We start from the raw sequence: 7297 nt of genomic DNA, 5'->3' as shown, positions 1-7297 counted from the left end.
ATTTGCCGTAGCCTCCTCCAGCAGTCCGCTGGCTAATTGCCGGATTCTTTCTTTAAGCATGTAGCAACAATTTTTTTATACTGTCCTGTGATCAAAATTCTTTTACAAAAATATCATTTGTCAGGCGCGGATAAGCAGCAGTTACCCGGTCAATTTCTCCCGGATACCTCCTGCAACAATGCACCCGCACCTATATAATCCTCAAGTATACAATTTTTTATCCGGCCAAACAGTCCCCTACTTTTTAGTTCTATACCGACCACTGCCCTGGCAGGCCACCGGCAAAACCTTCATTCACAYTAAACCGGTAAGTGGTGAGCAGGTCCAGCGTCCCTTTCTCCCGGATACCAGCATAAAGGTAGATCTTCTCCCTTTAGTCATATCGGTTTACTATTCCTTTCCTGCCGGGACCAGTGCATTCACATCTTCCTGTAACCACCCATCAATACCACAGAAGCGGCATTGAAAAAAGTAAGTATATTTACTTAACTCCCCCAAACTTAATTGCTATGAGAAAATATTTCGTACTCCCGTTCCTGTTATTGAGTTATTGCTGTTACAGCCAGACTACCACCAAAGCTATTCTGCTGGAACAACTAAAAACAACACATAACAAAGCCGATTGGTTTGTACCGGTAAATACGGCCATAGAAGGCCTTACCCCGGAGCAGGCCAACTGGAAAGACAGCAGTGGTAATCACTCCATTGCGCAGCTTGTGAACCACCTCATTTTCTGGGATCTCGACCAGCTCCGGAAATTCAAAGGGCAACCAACTCCTCCCTTCAATGGTGATAATGACGCGACCTTTTCTCCTGCCACACAAGCCGCATGGGACGGTACCGTAAAAAGAATGGATAGTGTGTTAACCGCCTGGGAACAAGCGATTGAGCAGGCGGATGAAAAAACATTATCTTCCCATTATTCCGTGATTGCTCATATCGGTGCACACAATGCGTATCATATCGGGCAAATGTTATTTATCCGGAAGCAAAAAGGCTGGTGGAATCCGGCGAAAGGTGTGAAATGAAGATCCTTGCTACATCTGGGATAGGTAGATGTAAACAAGCCTCTTCTTATAATAATCTTTGCAAAAAATCCCGGTTTCTCCTATATTTAAGCCGATTTTCACGTTAGAAAGCAATAAGAAACCGTTTTTGCAAACTTTAGAGAATTAAATAAATGTTGATATTTTCCCGTTTTATTTCAAAAAATTCCTATCAATGGCAGTGAACAGAAGATCCGCGATCAAGCAGTTGCTGTACGTGTCGGCTGGCATGGCATTATTGCCCGCCTGTTTGCAACACACAACCAGGGCCTCCTTAACATTAAAGCATATTCAGGTAGATGGTGACCAGGAAAAGATGCTGGCAGAACTCGTGGAAACAATTATTCCCGCCACCACCACACCCGGCGCAAAGGAACTTTCCGCCCATCTGTTTACTTTAATCATGATGGACGACTGCTACAAAAAAGAAGAACAGCAACAATGGCTCAGCGGACTGAAAGCATTTGAACAAGCCAGCAAAAAACTAAACGGACATTCTTTCCTGGAAAGCACCGTTCCACAAAGAGAAGCATTGCTTACCTCCATGGAAGCCGGCTGGAACAACAAGGACGATGTTTCTTTCTTCTACAGAACAACCAAACACCTGACCATACAGGCTTACACCAGTTCAAAATATTTCCTGACCAAAGTAAACGTTTATGAGCTGGTACCAGCGCGTTTCAAAGGATGTGTGCCACTTAAACCAATTACCCGGAAGATTGCCTAACTATTAATAAGATGAGTAATAATAATACCAGTCTGCAAAATCGTACGTTCGATGCCATCGTTATTGGTTCCGGTATCAGCGGCGGATGGGCAGCAAAAGAATTTACAGAGAAAGGATTGAAAACACTGGTGCTCGAAAGAGGCCGTGATGTGAAGCACTTAAAAGATTATCCTACTACCAGCCAGTTCCCCTGGGAATTTCCGCACCGCGGGCAGGTACCACAGGAAATTAAAGATGCCAACCCATCGATCAGTCGCTGTTATGCATATAAAGAAGATGCCATGCATTTCTTTGTAAAAGACAATGATCATCCCTATGGCCAGCCCAAACCATTTGACTGGATCCGTGGCTACCAGGTAGGTGGTAAATCGCTGATGTGGGCAAGACAAACACAACGCTGGAGTGACTTTGACTTTGAAGGCCCTGCAAGGGATGGATTTGCCACCGACTGGCCGATCCGTTATAAAGACATTGAGCCATGGTACAGCTATGTAGAAAAATTCGTAGGCATCTCCGGTAATAAAGATGGTATTGCTCATCTCCCGGATGGTGAATTTCTGCCTCCCATGGAATTGACCTGCGTAGAGAATTATTTCAAAGATTTTGTAAAAGCCAATTATAAAGACAGACACGTTATTTATGCCCGTTGCGCTCATTTAACACAACCGCAACAGGTACACCTGGATCAGGGCAGAGGACAATGCCAGAAAAGAGATCTTTGCCAGCGCGGATGCCCGTTTGGCGGATATTTCAGCAGCAACTCCTCTACACTGCCATGGGCTGAAAAAACAGGTAACCTGACGTTGCGTCCTTTCTCAGTAGTACACTCCATCATCTACGATGAACAAAAAGGAAAAGCTACCGGCGTACGTGTGGTAGATACCAACACCAAAGAAATGATGGAGTATTATGCCAACGTTATTTTCGTGAATGCGGCGGCAGTGAATACCAATTTAATATTACTGAACTCTACCTCTCACCGCTTCCCTAACGGATTAGGCAATGACAGTGGGGTGCTGGGTAAATACTTCGCTTTCCATAACTATCGCGCACATATTTCCGGGCAGTATGAAGGATTTAAAGATTCCACTACCGATGGCCGGCGCCCTACCAGCGCCTACCTCCCCCGTTTCCGTAATGTCATGAAACAGGAAACAGATTTCCTCCGTGGCTACGCAGCAGGATTTTCCGGTGGAAGAGGCACCCATACAGATACCAACGGATTTGGTAAAAGTCTGAAAGATCAGCTGTTCAACAGTCAACCTGATGATACCTGGTATGTAGGATCACACATGATGGGTGAAACCATCCCTAAAGAAAAAAGCACCGTTACCCTTGATAGTAAACGCAAAGATGAGTGGGGTATTCCACAAATAAACGTTGATGTGGACTACGATGATAACGATGAAAAAATGATCAAAGACTTCTTTGAGCAGATGACAGAAATGTATACCAAAGCCGGCTTCACCAACATCAACACCAACGACTCTAAACAAGCGCCAGGACTGGATATCCACGAAATGGGCGGGGTACGCATGGGATTGGATCCCAAAACCTCCATGCTCAATAAATGGAACCAGCTGCATGCCTGCACGAATGTGTTTGTAACGGATGGCGCCTGCATGACTTCTACATCTACCCAGAACCCTTCTCTTACGTATATGGCGCTGACAGCAAGAGCGGTGGATTACGCTGTAAAACAGCTGAAGAAAGGAGAGATATAAATTACGCTCTGAATAAAAAAGCGTGTAAGCCAGCCCAGGTTTACACGCTTTTTATTTTACTTTGCAGCCATAGCGTTTAAATCAGCTCAGTATGAAACGATACTTTTACGCTGCTATCAGCACATTGCTTATTTTCCCCTTCATTGTAAATGCACAAATTCATAAAATGAGACCTTTAAATGAACTGATCAATACAACAGAACCTGGCTGGGAACTGGTACAAGAGTGGATTAAACAAGGTAGTAATCATATAGAAATACTGCCTAAAGATAATACCCGTGCGGAAGAAGCCTTATATCAAACCCAGGTAACCACGCGCTCTCCTATGGGGGCTATCATTTATGAAACTGGTGGTTTGCTGGTGGATCATGGCTGGATAAGAGTACTAGGCTCCGGTCACGAAAAACTGGATCGCAGTCTCCCAGTGTGGAATAAAGGCAAGTCGTATACACAAACCGGAGAACAGCCTTCTTTTCTATTAATTGCAGATGATGTAATTGGCGGTTTCTTCGCCATCAATAACGGCGGCCTCGCATCAAATGAAGGAATAGGCAGCGTATTTTATTTTGCACCGGATGCACTGGAATGGGAGAACATGGAAATAGGTTACAGCGACTTTATCGGCTTTTGCTGCTCCGGCGATGTTGCCGGATTTTATCAGCAATTCCGCTGGAAAGGCTGGCAGGAAGATATCGCGAAGATGAATGGTACAGAAGGTATGAGCTTTTACCCTTTTCTATTTACCAAAGAAGGAAAAGAGATAGAAAAAAACAGCAGGAAAGTCGTTCCCCTGGCGGAACTATGGTCACTGCAAATGGACATGAAAAAGCAACTGGGACATTAATCATCACCTGATGAGATGATTGTGGCGGCATAAAATGTTAAAATTTATAATGTCAGTCTTCGTGCAGCAATAATTGCTATACATTTAAACCCTGTAGCAATTAAAATTTTACACTAAAACTTCGTCATGTCCCACAACTTATTAAAAGGTAAAAAAGGAATTATTTTTGGTGCACTGGATGAAAAATCTATTGCCTGGAAGACTGCACTCCGCTGCGTAGCAGAAGGTGCGGAAATTGTTTTAACCAATGCACCTATTGCTATCCGCATGGGTGAAATCAATGAGCTGGCACAACAATGCAACGCACCAGTTATACCTGCAGATGTGACTAACATGGAGGACCTTGAAAACCTCTTCATCAAAACAAAAGAACACTTCGGTGGTGGCGTGGATTTCATCCTGCATTCTATCGGGATGAGTGTGAACGTACGTAAAGGCAACGACTATACGAATCTGAATTACGACTTCATGCATAAGTCGGTAGATATTTCTGCGATGAGCCTTCACCGCGTATTACAAACCGCTATTAAACATGATGCGATCAATGAATGGGGATCTGTTGTTGCGTTGACATTTATCGCCGCACACCTGGCCTTCCCTAACTATAATGAAATGGCAGATATTAAAGCCATGCTGGAAAGTATTACCCGTAGCTTTGGTTATCAGTATGGTATTAAAAAGCATGTACGTATTAATACCGTTTCCCAGTCTCCTACCATGACCACCGCAGGACAAGGTATTTCAGGCTTTGATGGCTTTGTAAATTATTCTGAAAAGATGTCGCCACTGGGCAACGCCACCGCTGATCAATGTGCAGAATTTACAGTTTCTCTCTTCTCAGATTATACACGGATGGTAACGATGCAGAATATATTTCATGATGGTGGTTTCTCCAGTACCGGTGTAACAGAAGCGGTCATTCAGCAAATGGCGAAATAGCTGTTAGCTGTTAGCTGTTAGCTGTTAGCTGTTAGCTGTTAGCTGTTAGCTGTTAGCTGTTAGCTGTTAGCAAAATGCAGCGGAGATGAACATAGTACATATGCTTGTATATATTATGTTCATCTCCGCTGCATTTTGCTAACAGCTAAAAGCTAAAGGCTAAAAGCTATTTGTTCTCCTGGCGATGTTTTCAACTCCAGTATATCTTTACTGATCGGATGTTTGCCTTTGGCATTGACATAACTGCCCTTACTACCCCAGGGTATCAATATTCGCAGCGTATTTCCTTTTTCACTCTGGATTTTTATGGAAGTAATTTTACCCTGTTTTTGCTGGCTGCTTATGAGGAACGCGCCTACGGCCCGTAAGTTGTCAAAGGATGCATCTTTTTCTTTTGGCCAGTTAGGGAATAAACGGATGGTACCATTATAGCTCTGCATCAGGCATTCATTGATCACTGCCGGCAAAGCAAAATTTTCAAACCAGATTCCCATATGTGACATATAGTCGAAAGCTGTTTGGTCATTATAACGTCCGCCGGTTTGCATCACCATATCTGTGGCGGTGCCATTTGGCAACAAAGAGTAGCGCACCTGCCGGCTGAAACGATCCAGGTCCAGTTTACCTATGCGGGCTGCCTGTAAAGGTTGCATCACCAGGTCGTTGCCGCCTTCATTTTGCTGGTGCAACAGGGTATTATTCAAAAGCTGCGCAGTATCTGCCGGGGAATCCAGCCCATGCTCTTCTCCGGGAAATACGGTTACCAGCGGATTAGGCAGGTTATAGACTACCTGGTCATGTTCTTCCGGAACAGACACCAGTACCTTTCCGTATTTCTCAGACATCGCTGTGGGATAAGCCGGATAATGTGCCAGGATATCTTTTATGTCTGCCAGCAGCGTTTGTTCCTGACCGTTAGTCCCCATCACGAGGGTGGCCTGTTCAAAAGCCCTGAATATAAATTTGGTCAGGGTAAGGTCTACTGTACAATCGTAATTATACTTAAAGCCAGTTCTCAGCCCATATAGTTCCGGCGGCACCGTAGGGAAAATATGATAGCGGTCGTCTTTCCAGCGATTACCACCGTGTGCATCGGGTCTTTTCATATAGGCCACCAGGAATTCTACAGCGGCTTTAATAGGCTCATAAGCCCTGTTGCGTAAAAAGGTGGTATCTCCTGAATAAATATAATGCCACCACAGTCCTTGCACGGCCCAGGGCGTTTCACATACTTCCCAACCCCAGTCAGGCACGGGATAAGGATTCATGGTCATGGCTACCGGAAAGGCAGAATGCGGGAAGTAAGCACCCGGGAGATGATAATACTCCTGTGCCCAATTCCTGCTCACCGGCAGCAGCGCTTCTATCAGTTGTACATAAGGCAGGTTTTTCTCCGTGTGATTGCTGGAGAAGGTTCCCCAGAATGGCTGCTGCGTGTTGTAGTTCATGTGATAGTCGCCATGCCAGGCAGTTCCTATTTTATTATAGCTCCAGTTGGCAAAAAGCCCGGGGCAGGTAACGCCTTCTTTTGCCGCACAGTTCAGAAAATAAAGATTGCGGTACCAGGTTTCTTCCAGGAAATCATCGCCCAGTTTTACAGCGGATTTATTCCAGTAGTCTGACCATATCTGCCGGTTTTCTGCAGCTACCTGCTGATACAACTCAGCAGAAGGTGAGGGCAATGCCGGCATGTCTTTATTCACTACGGTATTCAGTCCTTCCTGTAAAGTAACCACTGCCTGAAAGCTGCTGCTCGCTGCCACGGCTGCTTCCAGCGGCGCCATTGCCTCCGGGTTACCACTCCAGTTGATACGCGATTTTTTAGATAAAGGACCATTCACCTGTACGGATAAACGAAAAGCTTTGTCCCTGGGATCGCCTGCTACCGGATTGTATTTTTTAGGCTCCAGTGAAGGCATTGTCTGCCGGAAAGAAAGTATACCGGCAGACAAATCTGTTACGGTTGTATATTTCGGGAACTCTTCGGGTGTGGAAGGATCTGCCATCATCTTCACCC

The 7297-nt window shown here is 45.0% G+C and carries 6 protein-coding genes; 5 read left to right on the top strand and 1 reads right to left on the bottom strand.

What is annotated here, in order from left to right; all coding sequences use genetic code 11:
- The first annotated feature begins 509 nt into the window (after window positions 1-509).
- The 5 genes from AC1DP6_RS36180 to AC1DP6_RS36160 all read left to right on the top strand — a co-directional run bounded on the left by AC1DP6_RS36180 (window position 510) and on the right by AC1DP6_RS36160 (window position 5280).
- Window positions 510-1028, top strand: a complete 519-nt coding sequence (locus AC1DP6_RS36180) for a DinB family protein (RefSeq protein WP_477059261.1) — start codon at window positions 510-512, stop codon at window positions 1026-1028.
- A 193-nt stretch (window positions 1029-1221) separates the two neighbouring features.
- Window positions 1222-1773, top strand: coding sequence for a gluconate 2-dehydrogenase subunit 3 family protein (locus AC1DP6_RS36175; protein ID WP_477059260.1), 552 nt, complete (start codon window positions 1222-1224; stop codon window positions 1771-1773).
- Between the two features lie 11 nt (window positions 1774-1784).
- Window positions 1785-3497, top strand: a complete 1713-nt coding sequence (locus tag AC1DP6_RS36170) for a GMC oxidoreductase (protein ID WP_477027449.1) — start codon at window positions 1785-1787, stop codon at window positions 3495-3497.
- A gap of 91 nt (window positions 3498-3588) precedes the next feature.
- Window positions 3589-4341: a DUF2625 domain-containing protein gene (locus AC1DP6_RS36165; protein ID WP_477059259.1), complete on the top strand. Its 753-nt coding sequence runs from the start codon at window positions 3589-3591 to the stop codon at window positions 4339-4341.
- 126 nt (window positions 4342-4467) lie between these two features.
- Window positions 4468-5280, top strand: coding sequence for an enoyl-ACP reductase FabI (locus AC1DP6_RS36160; protein WP_477059258.1), 813 nt, complete (start codon window positions 4468-4470; stop codon window positions 5278-5280).
- A 152-nt stretch (window positions 5281-5432) separates the two neighbouring features.
- Here AC1DP6_RS36160 and AC1DP6_RS36155 read toward each other — a convergent pair.
- On the bottom strand, window positions 5433-7297 hold a 1865-nt coding region (locus AC1DP6_RS36155; RefSeq protein ID WP_477059257.1), incomplete at its 5' end, for a glycosyl hydrolase family 95 catalytic domain-containing protein.

It is taken from the genome of Chitinophaga sp. 01L420 (assembly GCF_056399985.1).
Note: the sequence above shows the minus strand (reverse complement) of the source record. Positions and strands in the feature narration are given on the sequence as shown.

Bases quoted from the DNA above. Each gene is read 5' to 3' on its own strand.
- AC1DP6_RS36170 (WP_477027449.1), top strand. From the start codon at position 1,785: ATGAGTAATAATAATACCAGTCTGCAAAATCGTACGTTCGATGCCATC.
- AC1DP6_RS36165 (WP_477059259.1), top strand. From the start codon at position 3,589: ATGAAACGATACTTTTACGCTGCTATCAGCACATTGCTTATTTTCCCC.
- AC1DP6_RS36180 (WP_477059261.1), top strand. From the start codon at position 510: ATGAGAAAATATTTCGTACTCCCGTTCCTGTTATTGAGTTATTGCTGT.
- AC1DP6_RS36175 (WP_477059260.1), top strand. From the start codon at position 1,222: ATGGCAGTGAACAGAAGATCCGCGATCAAGCAGTTGCTGTACGTGTCG.
- AC1DP6_RS36160 (WP_477059258.1), top strand. From the start codon at position 4,468: ATGTCCCACAACTTATTAAAAGGTAAAAAAGGAATTATTTTTGGTGCA.